The 23,050-nt window shown below is 73.2% G+C and carries 18 protein-coding genes; all 18 read right to left on the bottom strand.

The features are described from left to right. Positions 1-2: 2 nt before the first annotated feature. Positions 3-572, bottom strand: a complete 570-nt coding sequence (locus ACYQ2W_RS18780; RefSeq protein ID WP_459870595.1) for a hypothetical protein — start codon at positions 570-572, stop codon at positions 3-5. Beyond that, the gene (locus tag ACYQ2W_RS18775; protein ID WP_459870592.1) at positions 569-1,747 is read right to left on the bottom strand and encodes a hypothetical protein; all 1,179 of its coding nucleotides are present in this window, start codon (positions 1,745-1,747) and stop codon (positions 569-571) included. Before ACYQ2W_RS18775 ends, ACYQ2W_RS18780 begins: the two co-directional genes overlap by 4 nt. Continuing rightward, complete coding sequence (locus ACYQ2W_RS18770) at positions 1,744-2,769, bottom strand: type II secretion system minor pseudopilin (RefSeq protein WP_459870589.1); 1,026 nt, start codon at positions 2,767-2,769, stop codon at positions 1,744-1,746. Before ACYQ2W_RS18770 ends, ACYQ2W_RS18775 begins: the two co-directional genes overlap by 4 nt. Further along, positions 2,747-3,460 (bottom strand): prepilin-type N-terminal cleavage/methylation domain-containing protein, encoded by a 714-nt coding sequence (locus ACYQ2W_RS18765; RefSeq protein ID WP_459870586.1) that lies wholly within the window; start codon positions 3,458-3,460, stop codon positions 2,747-2,749. The genes ACYQ2W_RS18770 and ACYQ2W_RS18765 overlap by 23 nt, the downstream gene beginning before the upstream one ends. A gap of 68 nt (positions 3,461-3,528) precedes the next feature. Beyond that, on the bottom strand, positions 3,529-3,975 hold the full coding sequence (locus ACYQ2W_RS18760) for a type II secretion system protein (RefSeq protein WP_459870583.1): 447 nt from the start codon (positions 3,973-3,975) through the stop codon (positions 3,529-3,531). A gap of 82 nt (positions 3,976-4,057) precedes the next feature. Continuing rightward, on the bottom strand, positions 4,058-4,462 hold the full coding sequence (locus ACYQ2W_RS18755; protein ID WP_459870597.1) for a prepilin-type N-terminal cleavage/methylation domain-containing protein: 405 nt from the start codon (positions 4,460-4,462) through the stop codon (positions 4,058-4,060). Then, positions 4,462-5,661 (bottom strand): type II secretion system F family protein, encoded by a 1,200-nt coding sequence (locus tag ACYQ2W_RS18750; RefSeq protein WP_459870581.1) that lies wholly within the window; start codon positions 5,659-5,661, stop codon positions 4,462-4,464. The genes ACYQ2W_RS18755 and ACYQ2W_RS18750 overlap by 1 nt, the downstream gene beginning before the upstream one ends. Further along, complete coding sequence (locus tag ACYQ2W_RS18745; protein WP_459870579.1) at positions 5,661-7,334, bottom strand: GspE/PulE family protein; 1,674 nt, start codon at positions 7,332-7,334, stop codon at positions 5,661-5,663. The genes ACYQ2W_RS18750 and ACYQ2W_RS18745 overlap by 1 nt, the downstream gene beginning before the upstream one ends. 4 nt (positions 7,335-7,338) lie before the next feature. Next, positions 7,339-8,781 carry an HlyD family type I secretion periplasmic adaptor subunit gene (locus tag ACYQ2W_RS18740; RefSeq protein ID WP_459870577.1) on the bottom strand — a complete coding sequence of 481 codons (1,443 nt, stop codon included), beginning with the start codon at positions 8,779-8,781 and terminating at the stop codon, positions 7,339-7,341. Between the two features lie 131 nt (positions 8,782-8,912). Beyond that, positions 8,913-10,580 (bottom strand): type I secretion system permease/ATPase, encoded by a 1,668-nt coding sequence (locus ACYQ2W_RS18735; protein WP_459870575.1) that lies wholly within the window; start codon positions 10,578-10,580, stop codon positions 8,913-8,915. 23 nt (positions 10,581-10,603) lie between these two features. After that, entirely contained in the window at positions 10,604-11,776 is a 1,173-nt protein-coding gene (locus ACYQ2W_RS18730) for a polysaccharide pyruvyl transferase family protein (protein WP_459870572.1), read from the bottom strand. After that, positions 11,773-13,053, bottom strand: a complete 1,281-nt coding sequence (locus tag ACYQ2W_RS18725; RefSeq protein WP_459870569.1) for a glycosyltransferase family 4 protein — start codon at positions 13,051-13,053, stop codon at positions 11,773-11,775. Before ACYQ2W_RS18725 ends, ACYQ2W_RS18730 begins: the two co-directional genes overlap by 4 nt. Beyond that, positions 13,050-14,882: a glycosyltransferase family 2 protein gene (locus ACYQ2W_RS18720; protein WP_459870567.1), complete on the bottom strand. Its 1,833-nt coding sequence runs from the start codon at positions 14,880-14,882 to the stop codon at positions 13,050-13,052. The genes ACYQ2W_RS18725 and ACYQ2W_RS18720 overlap by 4 nt, the downstream gene beginning before the upstream one ends. A 5-nt stretch (positions 14,883-14,887) precedes the next feature. Then, positions 14,888-15,889 carry a tetratricopeptide repeat protein gene (locus tag ACYQ2W_RS18715; RefSeq protein WP_459870564.1) on the bottom strand — a complete coding sequence of 334 codons (1,002 nt, stop codon included), beginning with the start codon at positions 15,887-15,889 and terminating at the stop codon, positions 14,888-14,890. 144 nt (positions 15,890-16,033) lie between these two features. After that, positions 16,034-17,284 (bottom strand): glycosyltransferase family 4 protein, encoded by a 1,251-nt coding sequence (locus ACYQ2W_RS18710; protein WP_459870562.1) that lies wholly within the window; start codon positions 17,282-17,284, stop codon positions 16,034-16,036. After that, on the bottom strand, positions 17,259-20,447 hold the full coding sequence (locus ACYQ2W_RS18705) for a glycosyltransferase (RefSeq protein ID WP_459870560.1): 3,189 nt from the start codon (positions 20,445-20,447) through the stop codon (positions 17,259-17,261). The genes ACYQ2W_RS18710 and ACYQ2W_RS18705 overlap by 26 nt, the downstream gene beginning before the upstream one ends. Positions 20,448-20,554: 107 nt before the next feature. Continuing rightward, a complete protein-coding gene (locus ACYQ2W_RS18700) occupies positions 20,555-21,598 on the bottom strand; it encodes a calcium-binding protein (protein WP_459870558.1) in 1,044 nt (347 codons plus the stop codon). A 129-nt stretch (positions 21,599-21,727) separates the two neighbouring features. After that, a partial coding sequence (locus tag ACYQ2W_RS18695; RefSeq protein ID WP_459870555.1) for a hypothetical protein occupies positions 21,728-23,050 on the bottom strand: 1,323 nt, incomplete at its 5' end.

Below are 23,050 nucleotides of genomic sequence, written 5' to 3'. Positions count from 1 at the left end.
GCCTAGTCATGCCGATACCCCATCAGGGTGGCGATCAATACCAGCCGGTCGCCGAGCGGGTCCCGTTGTAGCGACAGCTCGTCGAAGCGCATCGACGGCGACTCGGTGACCGCCGCCACCAGCGCCGCCATCGCCCCCGGGTCGCCCGCCACCACCACCCGCATCGGCAGCCGCACCACCCCCCACACCCGCTCCGCCTCGCCCCAGGTGACGTTGCGCAGCTCGGTGCCGGTGGCCTGCAGCAGCCGCCCCAGCTCCTCCTGGAGGGCGGCGTAGGACTGGCCGTCGCCCTCGCCCGCCGGGGGCAGCAGCGCACGTCGCTCCTCCAGGGCCTTGCCGAAGGCCGCCGCCCGCCGGTCGATCCGCTCGCCCTCGGCGATCACCGCGCGCTCCTCGGCGATCTCCGCGCGCAGCCCGCGGGCGCGTTCCGCCCCCGCCCGCCAGTGCTCGATCGCCGGGGCGATGGCGAGGGCGTGGAAGAGCAGCGCCGCCAGTGCCAGCAGCGCCGCCCGGCCGCCGCGGGAGTGGCGGTCGAATCGCCCGACCCACCCGATATCGAAGCGCCCGCTCATCGCGCCTCCGCCGTCGATTCGATCGACGCTCCGCCCGCCGCGGCGGGACGGGGCCAGCGCGCCTCGATGCGGAAGTGTTCCAGCCCCCGCGTCGGGTCCCGCGACAGGTCGTTGCCGAAGCGGGCGTCGCGCAACGCCGTCAGTCCCTCCACCGCATGCAGGGCACGGGTCGCCTCCCGCGCCAGGCCGGTAACGGCCGCCCCGTCGGCGGTGAACTCCACCGTATGGACCCGTCCGTCCTCACCGAGCAGCGGCGCCACCGCCGCCAGCAGCTCGGTCAGCGGCGGGTTGCGCTCCAGCTCGAGCCGCAGTGCATTCCACTCCTGCCGGCGCCGCTCCATCCCCGCCAGCGTCTCGCGCAACGACGCCGACTGCCGCTGCAGTCGATCGAGTTCCGCGCGCAAGCCGTCCACCTGGCGCGCCTGCCGCCAGTCGCCTGCCACCCCGCCCAGCCACAGCCCGATCAGCGCGGCGACGGCGAGCAGCAGCGGGCCGCTGAAGCGCCCCGTCGCCGCCGCCGTCAGGCCGGGCGCCGCGGCCAGCCGTTGGGGCAGGGTGAGTCGCTGCCATTGTGCCGTGGCCAGCGGCGCGTCGAGGTGCAGGCAGCGGGGCTCTCCTCCGCCCGCCGGCAGCTCGATCGGCGACTCCCCGGGCTCCACCACCTGCACCCCGTCGCCGGCCGCCAGCCCGGCGGCGCGCAGGGCCTGATGGAGCCGCCGGGCGAACGCCTCGCGGACGAAGGTGTAGGCGTGGAAACGGCCATCGTCGCGCAGCAGATAGAGGTTGGCCCGTTCGCCGCGGGGCTGGACCAGATAGCGCCAGCCGTTCTCCGCCAGCGCCAGGCGGACCATCCGCCCCTCGGGGATCGCCACCCCGTCGCCGGGGTCGCTCCAGCTCCACACCGCATAGATCCGTTGTTCGCCGCGCTCCACCGGCCGCTCCCAGGCGAGGCCGTGGTAGTGCTCGCCGGGCAACTGCGCCGGCAGATTGAGCCGCAGCACCTGCTCCAGCGGCGAGGTGAGGCGGGCGGGGAGCTCCATCTCGGTGAAGTGGCACGCCTCCTGGGGGACGATGGTGAGCGCCGCATTGGCCCCGCCGGCGGCGGGGTGGAGCGCGCCGCGGAAGCGCACCCGGGCCAGCGGGCCGGAGCCCCCCCGTCGCGGCGCGATGCTCACAGCACCCCCCGGCGCAGCACCGTCCACGGCCGCTCCCGGCCGTCGTCGGCCAGCGCGCCGTGTCCGTGCGCGGAGGCGCGGTTGGTCTCCGGTTTCAGGTTCAGCTCCAGCCAACGACCCACCCGGCCGTGGCGCTCACCGGTCCCGCTTGGCCCGCTTGGCCCGCTTGGCTCCGCGGAAGCCTCCACCTCGATGCGCACCAAATCGCCTCCGCCTCTGCTCAAGATCACCTCCGAATTCACATGGCGCAGCGCCGCCAGCCAGGCGCGCACCGCCTCCGTCGAGTCCCGCGCCGCCAGCGAGCCGCCGCTGGCCACCTCTCCCGCCAGGGCGCGCAGCCGCGCCTCCGGCATGCCGTCCACATCCACCACATGGAACCTGTCCAGGGTCAGTTCCGGGGCGATCCGCCGGTAGAGCGGCTCGTCCATCGAGCGCAGCAGGCGCAGCTCCGCCACATCCTGCAGCAGCCGGTCGCCCCGCGGCCGGTAGGGCAGGCCGGCGGCGCGGTAGTCCGCATCCACCGCCCCGTTGAGGTGGCGCAGCCGGTCGCCCTCGGTCCAGTCGGCCAGCTCCGCGGCGATCGCTGCGGCCCGCTTCGGCTCCACCCCGCGGGCCTCCAGGTAGCGGCGGAACTCCCCCGGCACCAGCGGGTTCAGGGGGTTCAGTTTCCCACTCAATGCGACGATGCGGAAACGCAGCGTGCCTCCCCCTTGCGGCACCCCCCGTTCGTCGGGGATCGCCCAGTGCGCCAGCGGCAGCGTCCACCACTCCCCATCCTCCGTCGCCTGCGCGGTCGGGAAGAGGGGCTGCCCGGTGCCCAGGCGGTAGGTGGCCTCGGCCAGCGCGCCGTCGGCGCGCAGCTCGAGCAGCAGCCGCTGCTCCAGCAGGGCGTTGCGCTCCACCTGCTGGCGGCCGAGGGTGATCATGCTCCCCGCCAGCAGCGACAGGATCGCCGCCGCCAGCAGCGCCACCAGCAGCGCCGCGCCCCGTTCGGCGTGTTCAATCGGCCGCGGTTTGGCCATCGAGGGCCTCCCGCCAGCGCCGGTCGTCGGTGGCCTGCACGGCGAAGACCCACTGCTCCTCGCCGTCCTCCCGGCGCATCGACAGCCGCACCGCCAGCGGCAGCCGCCCCTCCAGCCGCGCCACCCAGCGGTCGTCGTCGCGAAACTCGAAGCGCTCCACCCGCCAGCGGGGCAGCCACCGCTCCCCATCCTCGCCGTCCGGCCACGGCGCCTCCAGCCGGTAGCCGCGGGCGCGCTCCACCGCCGCCCGCTCGCGCAGCCGCAGGCCGCCGTCCTCCGCGCGGCTCAGCTCCACCTGATAGGGCTCGCCGTCGGGGCGGTGGAGCAGCGGCACCGTGGTGCAGAAGGCGATGCGCCGCGGCTCGCCGTGGAAGTAGGGGCGGTAGCGGGTGCCGGCCGTTGCGCCCGTCAGGTCGATCCCCCGCGTCGGCTCCAGCCACAGCCGCAGCCCGTGGAGCGCCTCGCGCAAGGCGGCGAACTGGCGCGCCTGGTCGAACCGCTCCCCCGCCTGCTGGAGCTTGCCGAGCACCCCGCCGTAGTGGCGCACCGCGGAGAAGGCGAGCGCGGTGAGCGCCGCCAGCAGCGCCAGCACCACCATCATCTCCACCAGGGTGAAGCCGCGGGCAGGTTGGGGTGGGCGGGAGCGAAGCCCGACACGCCGCCGCCGGAGCCTCCGCGACGCACTCCGCATGTCCGCCGGTTGGGCTTCGCTGCGCTCAACCCAACCTACGGCCCTCGATCCCCCATCGCCCGGGCGGATCATCGCCCGTCCTCCCGGAGGCGGTAGTTTACCGCGCGCCAGCCGTAGCGGTATTCGCCGCCGTCGGCCCGCTGCAGGGTCAGGGTAAGTTGGAACAGGCCCACCTCGAACAAGCCCGCCGCCGCCCCGCCCCCTTCGGCGTCGGCGTGGCGCCGCTCGGACCCGCTCTCCAGCAGCTTCGCCTGCCAGCGGTAGGGGCCGCGGGCCCAGCGCCCCTCGCCGGAGTGGACGGTGAACAGCGGCTCCAGGGCGATCCGGTCCTTCAGCGAGAGCACCGCCCGCTGGCGCTCGAGCAGCCCCTCGGCCCGCTCCAGCCGGTCGGCGGCGAGACGTGCGGCCATCGCCGCGGTGGCGATCACCGTCGCCACGATCGCCATCGCCACCACCAATTCGATCAGCGTGAAGCCCCCGGACCCGCGTAGGGTGTGCCGAGGGACGAGGCGCACCACTCCGTAGAGGCTGGTGCGCCTCCTATCGTCGGCACACCCTGGCCGGGCCCGGGCGTCGTCTCTCCTAACGTCGTCTCTCCTAGCCGGCTTCATCGATCGTCACCGTGCCGTTGCCGGGCTGCTGTTGCAGGCGAAACACCGTTCCGTCGTGGTCCGCGTGCAGCGTACCGCCGGCGGTGGCGCCGTTGCTCCAGTAGCGCAGCTCCCCCTCCACCTCCAGCCGCCATGGCCCGGCCAGCTGCAGGGTCGGGCCGTCGGGCTGCAACGCCAGCCGCGCCCCCTCCGCCCGCAGGGTCAGCTCGCGCCCGCCCAGGTAGGCGGCCGACGGCGCGCCGGCGAGAAAATCGCTCATCCGGTCCAGCTCCAGATGCCGCCGGTGGCGCTCGTAGAGCCGCTGGGCCGACGGCGCCACCAGCCCGCCGATGAGGCCGACCAGCACCACCACCACCAGCAGCTCGATCAGGGTGAAGCCACGGACCTTCATCACGGCGCCAGGTCGTTGAGCGAGACCACCGCGAGCATCAGCGCGGTCACCAGCAGCCCCACCAGGGCGCCCATCACCACCACCACCGCCGGCTCCAGCAGCTTCAGCGCGGCGCGGGTGGTGCGCTCGAACTGCTCGACCCGTCCGCGGCCGAGCCGCCGCAGGGTCTCCGCCAGCCGCCCCGAGCGCTCCGCCGCCACCAGCAGCGAGAGGTCCGAGGGGGAGGCCAGCTCGGTGGCGGCCAGGGCGCCGGCCAGGGTCTCGCCCTCGCGCACCAGCTCGTGGACCACCGCCGCGGCGCGCCGCACCCGCGCCATCCGCGGCGCCTCCGTCGCCATCTTCAGCGAGCGGGCCAGGTCGACCCCACCCTCGATCATCAGCCCGAGGGCGGTGTAGTAGTTGCCGCAGTCCACCCGGCGCAGCGCCGGGCCGACCAGCGGCAGGCGGTCGGCCAGCCCGGCCAGCGCGGCGGCGCGGGCACGGAGCGCCCAGGCGATGGCGACCACCGTCGCGACGAAGGCCGCCAGCAGCCCCCCCGTCCACTCGCCGGAGAAACGCCCGAGGCCGATCAGCGCCGCCGACAGCGGCGGCAGCCGCTCGATCGCGTCGCCCGGGAACATCGCCGCGAACTGCGGCACCACCACCACCAGGATGAAGCCCAGCGCCAGCAGCGACACCGCCAGCAGCGCCGCCGGGTAGACCAGCGCCCCGCGCACCTCGTCGCGCACCCGGCGCTGGAACTCCAGGTGCTCGACGATCCGCGCCAGCGCCCGTCCGAGGGTCCCCGACTGCTCGCCCACCGCCAGCAGCTGATGGTGCAGCGGCGGCAGCTCGTGCTCGCCGGCCTGCCACGCCTGCGCCATCGCCTGCGACAGGGGAAGGCCCGCGTTGAGCCCCTCGCGCAGCGTCTGCACCACCTTCAGCTTGCCGCCGCGGCGGGTCGCCTCCTCGATGGTGCGCAGCGCCTGGAGCAGGTCGAGGCCCGCCTCCAGCAGGGTCTCCAGCTCGTCGAAGAGGTCGCGGGCGTCGTCCAGGCTGAAGGGCACGCGCAGCGGCCCGCCGTGGCGGCTCTCCAGGCTGAGCAGGGTCAGCCCGCGCCCGTGCAGCCGCTGACGGGCCGCCGCCTCGCTGTCGGCGAGACAGCCCCCCTCCAGTTCACGCCCCTCGCGGTCGAGGGCCCGGTAGCGGTAGAGCGCCATCAGATGAACCTCGCCGCCTCGCTGAGCGAGGTCTCGCCGCGCAGCACCTTGAGCAGGCCGTCACGGCGCAGGTCGGGGAGCCCCAGCTCGGTCAGCGTGGGAAGGTTCCCGCCGCCGCCCAGCCCCGTGGCCAGCCCGTCGGCCAGCCGCGCGTCGAAGGGGACGATCTCGGCGATGGTGGTGCGCCCGCGGTAGCCGGTTTCATGGCACTGCTCGCACCCCTCGGCCTCCCACCACCGCGGCTCGGCGATCCCCTCGGCGGCGGCGACGGCGGCCAGCTCCGCGGCGAAGGAGCCCGCCTCCGCCAGCGGGTGGCGGCGGCGGCAGTGGGGGCAGAGGCGGCGCACCAGGCGCTGCGCCATCACCCCGGCCAGCGCGCTCTGCAACAGGTAGTCGTGGACCCCCATGTCGAGCAGCCGCGGCAGCGCGCCGAGGGCGTCGTTGGTGTGCAGGGTGGCGAACACCCGGTGGCCGGTGAGCGCCGCCTGCACCGCGATTGCCGCGGTCTCCTCGTCGCGGATCTCGCCGATCAGCATCACGTCCGGGTCCTGGCGCAGCAGCGAGCGCAGGGCGCTGGCGAAGCTGTAGCCGATCTCGGACTTGACCTGCACCTGGTTGACCCCGTCGAGCTGGTACTCCACCGGGTCCTCCACGGTCATGATCTTGGTCTCCTCCGAGTTGAGCTCGCTGAGGATCGAGTAGAGGGTGGTGGTCTTGCCGCTGCCGGTGGGGCCGGTGACCAGGAACAGCCCGGTGGGCCGGGCGATGATCCCGCGCAGGGCGGCCAGCTGCCCCGCGGAGAAGCCGAGGTGGGTCAGCTCGTAGCGGATGTCGCGCTTGTCGAGCAGGCGCAGCACCACGCTCTCGCCGAAACCGGTGGGCACGGTGGAGACGCGCAGATCGACGTCGCGGCCGGCCACCCGCACCTCGATGCGCCCGTCCTGGGGCAGCCGCTGCTCGGCGATGTCGAGCGCCGCGATCAGCTTCAGCCGGGTGAGCACCGCCGGCTGCAGCTCCCGCGGGATGTGGTCGACGGTGTGCAGCACCCCGTCGATGCGAAAACGCACGCGCAAGGTACCGCGGGCGCTCTCGAAGTGGATGTCGGAGGCCTCCGCCTCCACCGCGCGGGCGATCACCGAGCCCACCAGGCGGATCACCGGCGCCTCCGAGGCCAGCTCGCGCAGCCGCTCCAGGTCGTCGCCACCCTCGATCTGCAGCCGGCCGGCGCCCCCCTCGATGGCCGCCAGCCGCTCCTTCAGCCGCCTGAGTTCCCGCTCCGGGGTGATCAGCGGCTCCACCCGCAGGCCGCACGCGCGCTCCACCGCAGAGATCGTGGCGAAGTCGAGGGGGTCGTTCATCGCCAGCAGCACGTGGTGCGGCCCCACCTCCAGCGGCACCGCGTCGCGGCTCGCCAGGAACCCCTCGCGCAGCGGCGCCAGCGCCACCGGCTCCACCATCGGGTCCTCCAGCTCCCACCAGGTGCGGGTGCCGAGCTGCTCGCCGAGGGCCAGGATCACCTGGCGCTCGGTGAGCGCGCCGAGGTTGACCAGGATCGCGCCGAGGCGGCCGCCGTAGCGCTGCTGATACTCCAGCGCCGAATCGAGCTGGGCCGCGGTGATCCACTCGCGGCCGAGGAAGAGCTGGCCGATTTGCGGGGCGCTGTCGTCGCTCACGCGCTCAATCCTCGGTGAACGACCGCGCGACCGCGTCGGTCAGCGGCTGCGCCAGATAGGAGAAGAGCGTGCGCTTGCCGGTCTTCAGCACCACCTCCGCCGGCATCCCCGGCACCAGCGCGAAGCCCCGCTCGCCGTCGGCGTCGGCGGTGATCCGCACCAGGTAGTAGGGCACCCCGTCGCCCTGCTCGTCGAGGCGGTCGGCCGACACCTGGCTGACGTGGCCGGCCACCACCGGGGTGGTGCGCGCCGAAAAGGCGGTGAAGCGGATGTCCGCCGCCACTCCCAGCCGCACCTTGTCGATGGCCGCCGGCGGCACCCGCGCATCCACCACCAGCGGCTCGTCCTGGGGCACGATGTCGAGGATCCGGGTGCCCGGCTGGATCACCGCGCCGATGGTGTGCACGGCGAGTCCGAGGACGATCCCCGAGGCGGGGGCGACGATGCGCGCCCGCGCCACCGAGTCGCCCAGCACGTTGAGCCGCTCGCGCAGGTCGAACAGCTCCGCCTGCACCTGCTGCAGGTCGTCGGTGACCTGGGAGAGCCGCTCCCGCCGCTGGCGCAGGATCTGCTGGCGGGTCTCGTTGATCTGCAATCCGGTGCTCGCGATGGCGGCGGCGTGGTCGCCCGCCTCGCCGCCCGCCTCGGCGGCGGAGCGCTGCAACTGGCGCAGCCGCAGCTTGTCGGTCATCCCCTTCTCGAACAGCCGCTTCAGCTCCACCGCCTCCTCGCGGTAGGAGCGTTCCAGGGTCTCCTTGCTCGCGCGCAGGCTCTCCAGCCCCTCGGCCTTCGTCTTCAACTGGTCGACGCGCTGCTCGAGGATCGCGATCTCCGAGTGGAAGGTGTCGCGGCGCGCGTCCAGCAGTTGCTCCTGCATCGTCATCGCCTCCTGCGCCCGCGGGTCCTGCTCGGCCAGCAGCTCGTCGGGGAAGCGGGCGGCGGGCGCATCGCTGCGCTCGGCCTGCAGGCGCGCCTCGCGGGCGAGCGCCGAGAAGTAGCGTGAGCGCACCACCTCCAGCTCGGCCAGCGCCTTGGTCTCGTCCAGCTCCAGCAATACGTCGCCGGCCGCCACCCGGTCCCCCTCGTCGACCCGGATCGCCTTGACGATGCCCCCCTCCAGGTGCTGCACCGTCTTGCGGTGGGACTCCACGGTGACCACCCCGGGGGCGACCACCACGCTATCCAGCTCGGCCAGTGCCGACCAGCCGCCGAACAGGCCGAAGGCGGCGAGGATGATGAGCAGGCCGAAGCGCCGCACCGGCCGGTCGTCGGTGAGCGGGGTGAGCGGCGGCAGGCTGCCGGGCGGCGGCTTTCCCGCCTCCGCGGCGCGGGGCAGCTGGGCGCCGTCGCTCGCCACCACCGCCAGGCTCCCCCGCGGCAGGGGGGCCGGCGCGGTGCGCCGCAGCGGCTTCTGCGGGTCGGTCGTTTGCGGGTGATCGTTCGGCACTTCCAATTCCACCTGAAGAAGATTTCCAACCGCAGATTTGCGCAGATGAACGCAGATTGAAAAGAGAAGAATCTGCGCACATCTGCGTTAATCTGCGGTTCACAAAAGTCTTTCGAATCCGGGTACTAGGCTCATGACGAGGCCGCCGCGTCGACCAGGATCTGGCGCGGCGGGCCGTAGGCGCGGGCGACCCCGTCGAGCAGCACCAGGATGTTGTCCGCCGCGCCGATGCCGCGTAGCCGGTGGCTGACCACGATCACCGTGGTCCCCTGCTCGCGCAGCCCGGCGATGGCCCGCTCCAGCGCCGCGTCGCCCTCCTCGTCGAGGTTGGAGTTGGGCTCGTCGAGCACCACCAGCCGCGGCTCGCCGTAGAGCGCGCGGGCCAGCCCGAGGCGCTGGCGCTGGCCGCCGGAGAGCACGCCGCCGGCCACCCCCACCCGGGTGTCGTAGCCGGCGGGCAGGCGCAGGATCATCTCGTGGACCCCCGCCATGCGCGCCGCCTCCACCACCCGTTGCGGGTCGATCTCGCCGAAGCGGGCGATGTTCTGGCTCACCGTGCCGTCGAGCAGCTCGATGTCCTGGGGCAGGTAGCCGACGTGGGGGCCCAGCTCGTCGCGGTTCCAGCCGAACACCTCGGCGCCGTCCAGGCGCACCGTGCCCGAGCGGGTCGGCCACACCCCGAGGAGCGCGCGCAGCAGGCTCGACTTGCCCGAGGCGCTGGGGCCGATGATCCCCAGCACCTCGCCGGGGGCGAGGGTGAAGGAGACCCCCTTGACCACCGGCACGTTCGATCCCGGCGGCACCACCACCGCCTGCTCCACGCTGAGCCGTCCCTGCGGTGCCGGCAGGGTCATCGTCCGCCGGCGCGGCGGGGTCTCGCGCAGCAGCCGGTCGAGTCGGTGGTAGGCGGTGCGGGCGCCGGCGAAGCCGCGCCAGCCGCCGATCATCTGATCGATCGGCGAGAGCATCCGGCCGAGGATCACCGAGGCGGCGATGAGCAGTCCGGGGGTGATCTGCTGCTCGATCGCCAGGTAGCCGCCGAGGGCGAGGATCAGCGACTGGAGCATCACCCGGAACGATTTGCTCAGCGCGGTGGCGGCGGCCGCGCGGTCGCTCGCCACCCCCTGCAGCGCGAGCATGTTGGTGTGGTGGTGGAGCCAGCGGCCGCGTACCCCGTCGACCATGCCCATCGCCTCCAGCACCTCGACGTTGCGCAGGTTGGCGTCGACGAAGCGGTGGGCCGAGGCGGCCTCGCTGTTGGCGCCGGCGAGCAGCTTGCCGGTGGCCAGCTCGCCGGCCACGGCGATGGCGCCGAGGAGCAGCCCGGAGGCGAGCGCGAAGACCCCGAACCAGGGGTGGAAGTAGAACAGGATCGCCAGATAGATCGGCACCCACGGCAGGTCGAGGAAGGCGAAGAAACCGTTGCCGGTGATGAACTGGCGGACCACGGTGAGGTCGTTCAGGGCGCGCCCGCTGGCGTTGTCGTTGCGCCGCAGGGAGCGGTCGAAGACCGCGCCGAAGAGGCGCTGGTTGAGCAGCAGGTCGAGGCGCGTGCCGACCCGCACCAGCACCTCGGAGCGGCACCATTCGAGGGCCCCCATCACCGCCAGCAGCCCCACCGCGATCAGCGTGATCATCGCCAGGGTGTCGACGCTGCGGCTGGTCAGCACCCGGTCGTAGAGCTGCAGCATGTAGAGCGGCGGCACCAGCATCAGCAGGTTGACCGCCATGCTGAACAGCGCCGCCGCCAGCAGCGAGCGGCGGCAGCTTCGGAGGGCGAGGAGGAGGTCGGAGGTCATGCTCTGCGGGGGCTCCCTGCGGGTCAGGCGGCGGCCGGCTCGGCCAGCCGCTCCAGGTGGGGCGAGGGCGTGAGGCCGTTGTCGCGCAGGAAGTCGCGGTGGTGCCCGGCACGGGCTTGCCGCACCCGGTCGAAGTGCGCCCCGTCGGCGGTGCTCCAGCGCGCCGCCTCGGCCAGTTGCAGCGGGTTGAGGCGCAGCGCGTCGTCCACCCACAGCGCCTTCACCGCGGTCTCCGCGCACAGCTCGCGGGTGCGCGCGTCGATGCTCACCACGCAGCCGGGGACACCCGCCTGGATGGCCAGGGCAACGCCGTGGTAGCGCGGCCCCACCACCGCGTCGAAGTGGCGCAGGAAGCGCATCCAGTGGGGCACGTCGAGGAAGAGGTGGGCGTGCTGGACGAACCAGCGTTCCAGCCCCGGCGCGTCGAAGCGGCCGCCGTAGGTCTGCAGCAGAAGATGGACGGTGTCCGCGTCGAGCCGCGCCCCCTCGCCGAGGGCGAGCTGGAACATCGCCAACGGGTGCTGGAGGAGGTAGGCGCCGTCGCGGAACTCCACCAGGTCCACCAGCATCCGCTCCAGCGGCGCCGAGCGGGCGTGCCACGGGTTGCCGGCGGCGCTCGCCACCCGCTCGAAGGGGCCCGGGCGCTGATTCGCCACCAGCTCGGCGCCGAGGGCGGGGCGCGCCGAGATCATCAGCGACGGGCAGCCGGTGACCGCGCACTCCACCCCGAGGCGGGCCAGCAGCTCGCCGGTGAAGCCGCCGCGCACCGCGATGTTGGGCCGCGCCGGCGCCTCGCGCAGCCGGCCCACCACGTCGAGCAGCTCGCGGGTGCCGGCGGGGATCTCCGGGACCTCGTGGTAGTCGTCGGCCTGGGCGCCGAGGCCGATCAGGGTCACCGGCAGGTCGAAGTCGCGCAGGCGGTCGGCCCAGCCGGCGAGATCGACGTGGGCACCGAGCTGGTTGGCGCAGCACACCACCAGGTGGTCGAACTGTTTGCGCATCGCCTCCGCCGGCCACGCCCAGGTGGCCGGTTCGAGCGGGTTGCCGAGCATCCGCTCGATGCCGAAGACGTAGGCCAGGTTGCCGCTGTTGCCGCCCACCGCCACGTTCAGCGCGGCGGCGCTGCCCTCGATGAAGCCGTCGCGGCGGTAGGCGGCGAGGCCGGGCAGGTTGTCGAGCAGGCCGATCCGTTTCATCGCCGTGTCTCCCCGTCGCGGGCGGGCAGGGCGCGGATCAGGGCGAGGTGTTCCGCCACCACCTGCGCGGCGGCGGGCGGCGGCGTGATCCCCGCGCGCAGCCGTTGCCACAGCGCCCGCTCGGTGGCCGCTTGGCGCAGGGCATCGGCCCAGCGCGGGGCGCTGCCGACGGCGACGTGCAGGCCGTCCACCCCATGGCGCACCTTCTCGGCCATGCCGCCGATGTCGCTACACAGCACCGGGCGGCCGTGGGCGAACGCCTCCTGGATCACCATCGGCGAGTTCTCCCACCAGGTGGAGGGGATCACCACCCAGTCGATGCCGGCCATCCGCGAGGCCAGTTCGCCGGCCTCGTAGGCGCCCGTCCAGCCGAGCACGCCGCGCGCCTCCAGCGGCTCGGCGAGCCGCTGGAGCTGTTCGCGGAATTCCGGCTCCTGGTGGTCGAGGTTGGCGCCGTGCAGTTCCAAATGGATTCGCGGCGCGTCATCGCCGGCGGTGGCCAGGTCGAGGGCGCGGAGCAGCACCTCGAGCCCCTTGAAGGGGGTGATCTGGCCGAAGAAACCGAAGCGGTCGGGGGGCGTGTCGGCGTCCCGCCCGTCCACCGGCGCGGCCGGCCGCTGGACGTTTTCGATCACCGCCATGCGCTCCGCGGGGAGGCCCCACTCGACATACCGCCCGGCGAGGAAGCGGGAGGGGGCGACCAGGGCGTCCAGCGCCGCCAACTGCTGCAGCAGGAAGCGCTTGCGCAGCCACAGCGCCTCGCGCGACACCTCCGGGAAGCAGCCGTGACAGGCGTCGAGGGCGTCGCGGTGGCAGCGCCGGTGGGCGCCGGTGGTGACCATCTGGCCGTTGTGCGGGCAGATCGCCATGAACTCGTGGAGGGTGAACAGCCGCCGGGCGTCGGGGCAGGCGTGGCGGGCGGCGCGCAGCAGCTCGATGCCGAGGTGGCTGAAGTGGTGGAAGTGGACCACGTCCGGGCGCAGCGCGTGCAGCCACGCCTGGAAGCGCTCCACCGCGCGCAGCCGCTGGCTGCCGCGGAACAGCAGCCAGTCGTCGATGGTCTGCTCGATCAGGTATTCGCCTTCGGTCCCCTCGCTGAAGGGGCGGATGGTGCCGTCGCCCTCCCCGTCGGGCGACACGCGGGCGAGGAACCACGCCGCCTCCACCTCGGGGTGGCGGCGATAGGCCTGGAACAGGTTGTGCGCGGCCACCTCGCCCCCCCCCGCCCGGAGGGCGGGGTGGCCGTGGGCGACCACCACGATGCGCAGGCCGCTCATGGGCTTCCCTCCCCGTGGCCGGCCGCCGCTTCGAGGACCGCGCCCCAGCGCCGGTGGTGGCGCACCGCGTTCCAGATCACCACCTTCTGGCGGAAGCCGCCGTCGCCCACCGCGGCTAGCGACTGGCGCTCCAGGTGGGTCAGGGCGACGCCGCGCAGCAGGCCGCTGCCGAGCCCCGCGGCGAGATACTTCAGGCACAGGTCGGAGTCCTCGAAGTCGCCGATCAGGTAGCCCTCGTCGAAGCCGCCGAGGGCCAGGAATTGCTCGCGGCGCACGGCCATGCAGGCCCCCGAGACCGCCGGCCGTTCGCGCACCTCCCGCTCGTCGCCCTCCTCCTCGACCAGCGCCAGCCCCTGGCCGGGGTGGCGGTTGATCCAGATGCCGAAGGCGGGCTCGAAGGCGAACTCGATGCCGTCGTGCTGGAGGCCGCCGTCGATGGTGCGCAGGCGGGCGCCGACCACGCCGAATTCGGGGTGATGGGCGAGGGCCTCGGCCAGGGCGTCGGCCCAGCCGGGGCGCTGCGGGAAGAGGTCGCTGTTGAAGAGGATCAGCGTCGCGCCGCGGGCGAATCGGGCGCCCAGGTTGCAGGCCCCGGCGAAGCCGCGGTTGAAGCGGCCGGGGACGATCGAGAAGGGCACCCGGTAGAGGGCGTGGAGTTCCGCGGCGGCGCCGAGCAGTGGGGAGGCGATGCGCGGGTCGTCCACCACGTAGATCAGCTCCACCTCGCCGTGGAACGCCGGGTCGGCGGAGAAGGCGAGGAGCTGGTGCTCGACGAAGTCCCAGCGGCCGTAGAGCGGCACCACCACGCTGATCCGCGGGGCGTCGGGCAGGCGACCGTAGTCGATCCGCCGCTCCTCGATTTCGGCCAGCGCCTCGCGCTCGGCGCGCAGCCGCGCCTCCACCAGCGCCAGGTCGTGGCGCGCCGCCCGTGCGGCGTAGCGTGGCATCGCCACCGGGTGGGCGAACAGCCGGCGGACGAACTCCGCCGGGTGCGGCGCGGGTTGGCAGGGGGCGGTGGCCGCGGGGTGGAGGCCATCCACCGCGCAGCACACCAGCCGCACCTTGGCGGTGGGCGCCACCGCGCAGTGCAGCACCGCGGCGAAGGGGATGGTGGGGGGCTCGTCGCCCGGCTGCGCCGCCTCCTCCGGCGGCTCGGCGGCGAGGGATTCGTCGCCCTCGACGGGGGTCCACTCCCCGTGGTCGCCGACCAGGTAGTAGCGGGTGGCGGGGCCCGCCCGGCGGAGCCGTCCGGCGGCCGCGACGCCGACCCCCTCGACCCACAGGGCGTCATCGATGGCGCCGAGCCGGGGGTGGTCGCCGAAGCCGTCAAGCATCCCCTTGAGCAACTGCCCCCAGCGCGGTGACTCGAGCAGCACCGGCAGCAGGCGGGGGAGGATGGTGAACTGCTCGCCGAGCAGGGTGGCCAGCGGATCGGCGGCGGCGTCCGCCGTGATCGCCGCCGCGCACTGCTCCGGCGGGGCGCCGAAACGGAACGGCAGCGCCGTCGTCCCTTCCGCACAGCGGGCGGCGGCGACGAAGCCGGTCACCGCGTGGCCCAGGTGCTCCTCCGCGTCGGCGCGCCGCAGCGCGATGCGGCGCAGTTCCGTGGGCAGGTCGAGTTCGGCCGCGGCGCTGTGCCAGCCGCTGAGCAGGGCGATGCCGCCGACGGCCGCCGCGCGGTCGATCTGGAGCACCGCGCCCCCCTCCAGGGTCCATGACCAGGGGGCCGTCGGCGGCCCGTCGGCGGGTGCCCCCGCCGCCCCGGTGAAGGGCAGGTCGGTCCCGAGCAGGTCGCTGGTGCCGTCTCCCCGGCGGTCGAACTCGTCCATCGAACTCATCCTTCGCTTGCGTCTCGCGCGCTCATGGGTGGGACGTGCTGCGGGTGGCCGGTGGCGCCGCGTTCCAGCGCGTCGAGGGTGTGGCGCGCCTCAGGGTAGTCGGGGAGGCGCTCCAGGGCCAGGCGCAGGTGGCGCTTCGCCTCCTCGGTGCGGCCCCGTTGCAGCAGCAGGTTGGCGAGGTTGTTGTGCGGCTGGGCGAAGTCGGGGCTCAGCTCGATCGCCTTGCGGTAGGCCTGCTCGGCCTCCTCCAGGCGATCACAGCGGCGCAGCGCGACGCCGAGGTTGTTGTAGGCGTAGACGAAGTCGGGGCGCAGGCGCAGCGCCCGCTGGTGGAAGCCGATCGCCTTCTCCAGCTGACCGCGGTCCTGGAACAGCATGCCGAGGTCGTTGAGCAGCTCCGGGCGCTCCGGGTCGAGCAGGATCGCCTGCTGGATCAGCGCCAGGGCGTCGCCGTGGCGGCCGGTGCCGCGCATCACCAGGGCGAGGCCGTGGAGCGCCGCCGGGTGGTCCGGGTGGTCGCCGAGCAGCGCGCGGTAGACCTGTTCGGCGTTGCCCCAGCGCCGCTGCCGGCGCAGCCGCTCGGCCAGCGCCAGTTGCGCCTGCTGCGGATCGTCGTGGCCGCGGGCGGCGGCGAGCCGCTCGATGTGCTGTTTGAGCTCCGCCGAGGGGAAGTGGCGGTCGGCGCGGCGGAACTCGTCGAGGGCGCGGTCGGGGCGGCCGAGGCCGAGCTGGGCCTGGCCGAGCTGGGCGCGCATCGCGGCCTTGCCGCTCGGGTCGGCGTCGGTGGCCTCCAGCTTCTCCACCATCGGCGCGAGCAGCGCTTGCGCCTCGCCGCAGCGGCCGGTGCGGTTGAGGGTGATCGCCATGCCGAGGGCCGCGGCGGCGTTGCCGGGACGTTGCGCGAGGGCTTCGCGGTAGAGCGTCTCGGCGGTGGCGAAATCGAACTGCTCGAGTTTCGTCGCCGCCTTGCGGATCAGGTTCTTGAATGAACTTTCCATGGGTCTATGGGCACCGTAGGGCGGATAAGCGATAGCGCATCCACCAACTGCTCGGACGGGGTGATCCGCTCCGGGTGGTCGTAGCCTTCGTTTTGGTGGATGCGCTGCGCTTATCCACCCTACATTTCATCTCCGTGACCATGTTCATGCGCTTCGGCTCCACGGGGCCAGCCGGTCGAACAGCTGGCGGTAGCGGGGGTAGGCGACCCGTTCGAAGTCGAACCGCTCGATCACCGTGCGTCGCGCCGCCGCGCCGAGGGCGCGGTAGCGCGCGGGGTGGGCGAGGCCGTCGATGGCCCGCTCGGCGATCGCCTCGGTGTCGAAGAACGGCACCAGCAGTCCGTTCACGCCCTCCTCGATCACCTCCTCCACCGGCCCGGTCTGCGAGCCGATCACGAGGCAGCCGGCGGCCATCGCCTCCAGCGCCGACCAGGAGAGGACGAACGGGTAGGTGAGGTAGAGGTGGACCCGCGAGACCTGGAGCACCTGCAGGTAGCGGTCGTAGGGGAGGGGGCCGGTGAAGTGGACCCGCGTCAGGTCCAGCCGGTCGGCCACCTCTTCCAGGTAGCGCTGGCGGTAGCTCCGCCCGTCGGCCGGCGGGCGGCCGTAGCTGACCCCCTCCTCGCCGACGATCACCACCCGCGCGGCGGGCCGCGCGGCGAGGATCCGCGGCAGCGCGCGCATCAGCTGGTGGAAGCCGCGGTAGGGCTCCAGGCTGCGGCTGACGTAGGTCAGCACCTCGTCGCCGGCGGCCAGGGTGGTGCCGTCGTCGAGGGTGAGGCGGGCGTCGGGGTCGGGGGCGACCCGGTCGGTGTCGATGCCGTCGTGGATCACCTCGATGGTCGGCCGGTAGGCGGCGGGGAAGCGCGAGCGCTGCCACTCGGTGGGGGAGAGGCGCTGGTCGCACGCCTCCAGCGCCAGCTGCTGGGTGACGTTGAGCGTGCGGATGCGGAACAGGTCGTTGACCCGGATCGGGAATTCCGGGTCGAAGCCGGCGTCGGCGCCGCGCGGCTGGTAGTAGAACTCGAACAGCCCGATCACGCTCGCCGACGGGAACAGGTCCTTCAGATAGAAGGCGTCGCCCCAGCCGGGGTGGGCGACGATCAGGTCGGGTTCGAAGCCGTCGCGCTTCAGCGGCAGCAGCCGCTCGACCACCCGCATGCCGCGGCGCACCGCGCCGTCGAGGCTGCGCACGAAGGGGTGGGGGGCGCCGGCGGCGTCGGGAACGGGGTCCGGCGAGGGGTAGCCGATCACGCCGGGACACTCGCGGGCCTCGTCGCGCATCCAATGTTGGTCGCCGATGGCCTGCACCCGGAATCCCGCCTCGCCGGCGAGGCGGCCGGCGAGGCGGCGGAACTGGCCGGGAAAGCTAGGATGCACGAACAAGACGTCCATCGCCCTCCTCCCCGTTCTCCATCGCTTCCAGTGCCGCGTGCACGCCGTGGCGCAGGGGGTCGTCGTCCGCCGGCCCCTCGCGCAGGTCCTGGTCGGTCTCCCGTAGCCGTGCCGCGAGCAGTTCGCGCAGCGGCTCGACCCAGCGGGCGGGCGGCTCCTCCGGCGGCGGTTCCCACGCCGCCGGCGGCGGCGGCCGGTGGCCGGCAGCGGGGCGCGGCGACAGCCTCACCTCGGCGCCCATCCGCCGGGCGAGCCACAGCCACAGCGAGCGGTAGCCGTCGCGGTGCTCCTCCGCGGAGGCGTGGACGTGGACCGTCGCCGCCCGCCGGAACAGGGTCTCCGGCAGCCGGTCGCACCCCGCGGCACCGGCACCGGCACCGGCACCGTCGTCGGGGACGACGGCGCCGCGGCGGATCTCGTAGACCCCGGCCGGGGCGCCGGCGATCAGCGAGCGGCGGTCGGCGCTGCCGGGGAGGTGGAGGTCGATGGACTCCAGGTCGCGCCGCTCGCGGCGCGCGGCGGGGCGCGCGGCCTCCCCGTCGGCCGCTCCGCCCGCCGGCTCGTCCGCCGGCAGCGGCGGGCGGAACAGCACCTGCCGGCCGTCGGTGTGGGCCCGGAGCCGCTCGGCGGCGCTCTCGGAGGCGACCCACAACTGGTCGAACAGGGCCAGGGTGTGGGGGCTCAACCGGTCCTCGGCGGCGACGATCCACAGCACGTTCAGCGCATCCTCGCGCCGGCGGCAGGAGGCTTCACCGAGGCCGTGGAGCTGGAGGTAGACGTCGGCCACCCGCGGGGAGCGATCCCACTCCTCCTGCGGCACCAGCCAGGCGGCGGCGCCACCCTGCTGGAGCCGCTGGCGCAGCCCCTCGCCGATCCGCCACGACTCCGGCCGGGCGGCGGACTCCTCCGCCGTGCAGGGGACCAGGATGGCCACCCGCAGCAGCGCCGCGGCGGCGCTCCACAACCTCTCGTGGGGGCACGCCGGGTCGAGCCGCGGCAGGCCGGCGTCGGCCGGTGAGGTGATGCCGCCGTCGAGGCGCAGGTCGAACTCGGGCCACCAGCGCTGGACGCGCCAGCGCTCCAGCGCGCCGTCGACCAGGGCGACGCGGATCAGGTCGCCACGGGCCCCGCGCAGCCGGGTGAGGTCGTAGCCGGGGTCGCAGACCACCAGCAGGTGGAGGTCGTCCACGGCGTACCAGTCGCGCTCCGGGGTGAGGGCGACCACCCGGCAGCGGGGGTGGGCGGCGATCAGCCGGCGAGCCATCCGCCCGACCTCGGTCAGGGTCGGGCCGTCCCCTTCGTAGGCGGGGTTGTCGGCCACCGCGAAGCCGATGGCGAGCGCTTCGCGGGTGCAGTGGCCGCGCCCCTCCAGGAGGTCGCTGCGCCACTGCTGCTTCAGCCACAGACCGAGGCGCTCGGCGAAGATCGAGCTGTTGTGGCCGTGGTGGTCGCGCACGCCGCGCTCGCGGCCGGTGAGGCGGGTGTGGCCGTGGCGGTGCAGCGCCACCAGGTCGTTGCGGCAGAGGATCGGCTGCTCCAGCCGGGCGCTGAGGCGCAGGCAGAACTCGACGTCCTCGTAGCCGTAGAAGTAGCGCTCGTCGAAGCCGCCGACCCGCTCGAAGTCGCGCCTGCGGCAGAGCAGGACGGCGCCGGTCGCCGCCGGCACCTCCTGGGGGCTGTATTCGTTCTCCTCCGCCCCGCCGTCGGGGCTCGCCTCGTACGGCCAGTACTGGGCGCCGACCAGCTTGAAGCGCACGCCGAGGTGCTGCACCTCGGGCAGATGGTGTTTTTCGTCCTTGATCAGCTTGATGCCCACCGCCGCCACCGGGCGGCTCTGCAGGGTGGCGACCATCGCCGGCAGGGCGTCCTGCACCCAGACGATGTCGTTGTTGAGAAACAGCAGGTGGTCGCCGCGGGCAGCGGCGGCGCCGCGGTTGCAGGAGGCGGAGAAGGAGTCGTTGTAGTCCAGCGCGATCACCCGCAGCGGCAGCCGCGCGCGCCACCGTTCGAGCATCTCGCGGCTGCCGTCGCGGGAGTCGTGGTCGATGACGATCAGTTCGGCGGCGACCCCGCGATGGTGGCGGCGCCAACTGGCGAGCAGGCGCTCCAGCACCTCGCGGCCGTTGCGGTTGAGGATCACCACCGACACCTGCGGCGGTTCGGTCGCGTCGGCGGGGGGCGGGACCCGGTCGAGCTCCGCCTCGGCGGGGGGGGCGAAGGGGCGCTGGTGGCGCGGGAAGTGGACCGCCATCGGCGACTCGGTGAGCGGGGTGCCGCTGCGCGCGCAGGCCACCGCCACGCTGTGCGGGCGGCCGTCGCGCAGCACCGCCGGGGTGTCGTAGCGGAAGCCGTAGGCGCCGGCCGCCTCCGGCGCGATGCCGGCGTGGCGGGCGACGTCGTCGCGCTGCTGGTTGGGGCGGAAGGAGTGGAGTCGCCGGCCGTCCACCAGCAGGTCGAGGTCCACCGCCCGGCCGGGGTGGTCGAAGTCCACCGCCCAGCCGGCGAAGTGGTCCGCCTCGACCCGTTCGAGGCGGCCGGCGAAGCGCTCCCCGGTGCCCTCGCCGGGGTCGAGGCGCAGCGCGGTGCCGGCGCATTCGAAGTGGGGGGGCTCGCCTCGCCAGTCGCCCTCCGACGCCCGTTCCAGCGCCTCGCGCGCCAGGTGGAAGCGCGCGGTCAGCGCGGCGTCGTCGCGGCCGCGTTGGGGATCGGCGGTGAGCGGGATGCGCGCCAGGGTGCGCTCCGTTCCCGGTTCGCGGACGATCACCGGCGGCAGGGCGCGGCGGGCGTTGCGGAAGGCGACCCAGCCGGTGAAGCCGCGCTCGCCGCGGATCACCTTGCCGAAGGTGTCGCCATGGATGAAGTGCCCCTCGCGCGGCGGCGGGTCGGTGGGCAGGCGCCACTCCGGCACCCGCACCGTCAAGCGGTGGGGGAAGCCGTCGAACAGCGCCTTGGGCAGCGTCAGCAGGAAGCCGCAGTCGTCCCGCGGCGGGCGTCCCAGTTCGAGCGTATCCTGCGGCGGGAGGTGGAAGCCGGTGGTGGCCTCCGCCGTGTGCCGCTCGCTCTCCAGGCGGACGGTGACGCTCGCCCGCTCGGGGTCGAAGGCCCAGCCGCGGATGAAACCATCGCGGATCAGAATCCCGGAGAGGATGCGTTTGCGGTTCACGCTGGCTGATCCATTCCCGTCGTATCGTCAAGGTGAAAAAGCCGCCCGTCGCCGCCGCGGCGGCGACGGGGGCGGACGGCATCCGGAGCCGCGGGCGACGCGGGTGCTTACAGGTCGAACGATAGCATGTCGGCGGAGATCTCCTCGGTGGTCACCCCGAGCAGGGTGATCGAGGCGTACTCGCCGAAGTGGACGGTGAAGCCGTTGTCGACCTGCTCGATCGAGGTGATGTAGCCGGCGAGCTGCTCGTAGGAGGTGATGCCTTCGACGTTGAAGGCGAAGTGGTCGCCGTTGGGGTTGAAGTCGGAGACCCGGAAATGGCCGGTGTCGACGAAGCCGAAGGTGTCGTCGCCGACGCCGCCGATCAGGGTGTCCTGGCCCGAGCCGCCCACCAGGGTGTCGTTGCCGGTGCCGCCGACCAGCGCCTGGTTCTGCACGTCGCCGATCAGCGCCATGCCGCTGGCGTTGTCGCCGCGCACCACGCCGTTGCCGGCGAGCACCACGCCGCCGGCGTTGTGCACGGTGACCATGCCGTTGCCGACCGAGTCGTCCATCACCACGCCCAGCACGTCGTTGTTGGTCGCCTGCAGGGCGACGCGGGTGGAGTGGTTGCCGCCGTCGTTCTGCTCGACCAGCTGCACCAGGCGGAAGCTGCCGTCGCCGCTGCTGTCGTCGGCGCTCTGGGTGTCGTTGCCGAAACGGTTGGCGACCAGCCGCGCGCCCTGGTTGAGGACGTTGACCTGCTGCTGGAACTGGCCGCTGTCGTCGCCGGCATAGGTGTCGTGGATCAGCTGCTGCAGGTAGTTCCGTCCCTCGTTGGTGGTGAACTCCTGGGCCGGCCCCTGGTAGGTGAGGGCGACGTTGCCCGGCAGGGTGGCGCCGAGGTTGACGACGCCGTCGTCGAGGGTGCCGGAGGCGCCCGTGGCGCTGGGCAGCACGGCGCCCACGTGGGTGCCGTCGGTGCGCGAGCCCTGCACCGCCACGGAGCCGCCGAAGACGACGCCGTCGGTGTTGGCGGTGGTGCCGCCGGTGTCGGCGGTGCCGCCGCCCAGCACGGCGTCGATGATGGAGATGACCGTCGGGTCGACCTGGTGGGTGTCGAACCCGGAAGTGTCGTGGTCCCCTCCGACTACAGATTCTGTGATCGCCATATGCGATTCCTCACTATTGCTCAGCTCGAATGGATCGGACCCGCCCCGCCGCCGGCCGTGGGGCCGGGGCGGCGCGCAGGTGGTGCGGCCCGCGCGCCGAGGGGGCCGGGTTGCCTCAGACGGTAGCCCTTACTGGGTCACCACCACGTCGTTGGAGGAGGCGTCCTGGCGCACCGCGCGGACCGGGATCACGCGGCTGCCGCGGGGGCTGCGCTGGATCGAGACGACGTTGAGCTTGAACGCCTTCAGCGTGTCGTATTTCGTCGTGTCGTACAGGTAGTTGGTGCCGAGGCCCTCGACGACGAAGTCGACGTCCATGCGCTGGGCGACGCTGCTGGCGGTGTAGCCGGCGTCCACCATCTTGGTGCGCACCTCGTAGCCCCAGAGGAGCAGCTCGCCGCTGGCGGGGACGCTGCCCATCTTGACGAAGTTGTCGCCGCTGATCTGCTTGGCGCGGGCGTAGACGTCGAAGCTGGTCTTGCCGATCTCGTCGCCGGTCGCCATGCCGCCGGAGAGGTCGACGCCGATGCGCACGAACTGCTCGTAGACGTCACGCCCGGACCACAGATAGTTGGGGCGGAAGCGGGCGCCCTTGTAGCCGCTGACGATGCACAGCCCCTGGTCGCTCCCGAAATCGCCGCCCAGCCGGCCGATGTTGAAGGCGCCCTTGGTGGTGGCGGTGACGCCGCCGCTGGTGGCGGAGTGGGTCGCGTAGTAGACGCCGGGGGTCAGCGCGGTGGTGCCGTTGAAGACGATCTTCACTTGGCGCTTGGCGCTGTAGACCGCATCGTTGGAGCTGTCGGCCGGGTCCCAGGTGAGGGTGGCCTTGTTGTTGGCGGTGTCGAGGGTGAACTTCTCGTCGGCGTCGAAGGTGCCGGAGTTGTCCAGGTCCCAGTGGATCGAGCTGACCGCCGCCATCGCGCCGTGAATGGTGCTGGTCACACTCACCTGGCCGGCGGTGAAATCGGTCCAGTTGGTGATCTTGCCGGCGTCGATCCCCGTTTTGCTGTAAGCCAGATCGTTGGTGGTGACGCTGTCGGCGATCCCGAGCTGCATCGCCGGCAGCGTCGCGTCGGCGTCGTCGTAGCTCTGGCCGCTGGCGGTGTTTTTCGGCTCGGCGCAGATCAGCCGGGACTCGGAGCGGACGTAGCTGGAGAGGTACTTGGTGTCGCTGACGTCGATGGTCTCGGTGACGGCGGTGAATTTGGGGTCGAGCAGCGGCGCGGCGGCGCGGGCGATCAATGCGAAGCCGGTGGTGGAGGTGCCGGTGATCGCCGCGGTGAAGTCGCCGGTGGCGTCCTGGTTGATGATCCAGGTGGGGGTCTGCGCGGTATTGCCGTCGCTGTAGCTGTGGGCCGAGCTGCTGGCGGCGTCCTTGCTGCGCACCACCACCACCTGGGCGTCGGCGGCGATGGCCGCGGTGGTGGTGAAGGTGAGCACGCTGTCGCCGGC

It is taken from the genome of Endothiovibrio diazotrophicus (assembly GCF_054657215.1).
The sequence above is the reverse complement of the archived record's forward strand: the minus strand, read 5'-3'. Positions and strand labels throughout refer to the sequence as shown.